The sequence below is a fragment of the Pseudomonas sp. NBRC 111143 genome, from assembly GCF_001320965.1.
GTDB lineage: Bacteria > Pseudomonadota > Gammaproteobacteria > Pseudomonadales > Pseudomonadaceae > Aquipseudomonas > Aquipseudomonas machongensis.
Window position 1 is genome coordinate 1 of sequence record NZ_BCBT01000109.1, and the last position, 2,107, is coordinate 2,107.

1 protein-coding gene is annotated in these 2,107 nt (G+C 65.5%); it reads left to right on the forward strand.

Annotation, left to right across the window (positions count from 1 at the left end):
* The first annotated feature begins 146 nt into the window (after positions 1–146).
* A complete protein-coding gene (dxs, locus tag APH44_RS28760; RefSeq protein WP_054895654.1) occupies positions 147–2,042 on the forward strand; it encodes a 1-deoxy-D-xylulose-5-phosphate synthase in 1,896 nt (631 codons plus the stop codon).
* Positions 2,043–2,107: the final 65 nt, after the last annotated feature.

The window sequence follows — 2,107 nt, forward strand, 5'->3', positions numbered from 1 at the left end:
GTTTACCCGCGAATGCGATGCCGGGCCTACCGCCGTCTTCGCGGGCAAACCCGCTCCCACAGGGTCGGCGTAACCCGTGGTCCAATGGGCACTTTTCCCACAATGGGGTAAACTGCCGCGTCTTCAAACCTATAACGACTCGCCTGATGCCCACGACGTTTCAAGAGATCCCCCGCGAACGCCCGGTCACGCCTCTGCTGGACCGCGCCGACACGCCAGCCGGCCTGCGCCGGCTAGCCGAAGCCGACCTGGAGAGCCTGGCCGACGAACTGCGCCAGGAGCTGCTCTATACCGTGGGCCAGACCGGTGGGCACTTCGGCGCAGGCCTGGGCGTCATCGAGCTGACGATCGCCCTGCACTACGTCTTCGACACCCCGGACGATCGTCTGGTATGGGACGTCGGTCATCAGGCCTACCCGCACAAGATCCTCACCGGTCGTCGCCAGCGCATGCTCAGCCTGCGTCAGAAAGACGGCGTCGCTGCCTTCCCGCGCCGCAGCGAGAGCGAGTACGACACCTTCGGCGTCGGCCACTCGAGCACCTCGATCAGCGCCGCACTGGGCATGGCCATCGCCGCCCGTCTGCAGAACGACCCGCGCAAGTCCATCGCCGTGATCGGTGACGGCGCGCTGACCGCTGGCATGGCCTTCGAAGCGTTGAACCATGCCCAGGAAGTCGATGCCGACATGCTGGTGATCCTCAACGATAACGACATGTCGATCTCGCGCAACGTCGGCGGGCTGTCCAACTACCTGGCCAAGATCCTGTCCAGCCGCACCTACGCGAGCATGCGCGAAGGCAGCAAGAAAGTGCTGTCGCGCTTGCCCGGCGCCTGGGAGATCGCCCGGCGCACCGAAGAGTACGCCAAGGGCATGCTGGTGCCCGGCACCCTGTTCGAGGAGCTGGGCTGGAACTACATCGGCCCGATCGACGGTCATGACCTGCCGACGCTGATCGCCACCCTGCGCAACATGCGCGACCTCAAGGGCCCGCAGTTCCTGCACGTGGTCACCAAGAAAGGCAAGGGTTTCGCCCCCGCCGAGGTCGACCCGATCGGCTACCACGCCATCACCAAGCTCGAACCTGTCGACAAGCCCGCCGCGCCGAAAAAGCCCAGCGGGCCCAAGTATTCCGCCGTGTTCGGGCAGTGGCTGTGCGACATGGCCGCCGCCGACAACCGCCTGGTGGGCATCACTCCGGCAATGAAGGAAGGTTCGGACCTGGTCGCCTTCAGCGAGCGCTTCCCGGAGCGCTACTTCGACGTGGCAATCGCCGAGCAGCACGCCGTCACCTTCGCTGCCGGCATGGCCTGCGAAGGCGCCAAGCCGGTGGTGGCGATCTACTCGACTTTCCTGCAGCGCGCCTACGACCAGCTGATCCATGACGTGGCGGTACAGGACCTCGACGTGCTGTTCGCCATCGACCGCGCCGGCCTGGTCGGCGAGGACGGTCCGACCCACGCTGGCAGCTTCGACCTCTCGTACCTGCGCTGCATCCCCGGCATGCTGGTGATGACGCCGAGCGACGAGAACGAGCTGCGCAAGATGCTCAGCACCGGGCACCTGTACAAAGGCCCGGCCGCCGTACGCTACCCGCGCGGCACCGGCCCCAACGCGCCGATCGACGGCGACCTGGAGCCGCTGGAAATCGGCAAGGGCGTGATTCGTCGCCAGGGTTCGAAAGTCGCGTTGCTGGTGTTCGGCGTGCAACTGACCGAAGCGCTGCAGGTGGCCGAGCAGATCGATGCCACGGTGGTCGACATGCGCTTCGTCAAGCCGCTCGACGAGGCGCTTGTACTGGAGATGGCCGGCAGCCATGAGCTGCTGGTGACCATTGAGGAAAATGCCATCATGGGCGGCGCCGGTGCGGCGGTCAGCGAGTTCCTGGCCCGTGAGGCGGTGGTCAAGCCACTGCTGCACCTGGGCTTGCCGGATATCTATGTCGAGCATGCCAAGCCTGCGCAGATGCTGGCCGAGTGCGGGCTGGATGCTGCCGGTATCGAAGCTTCCGTCAAAGCCCGAATGGCCAAGCTCGGCCTGTAAGGCCCTTTCGCGGGCAAGCCCGCTCCCACAGGGATTGCACAGTATTCGAGTACTGTAGAAACCCT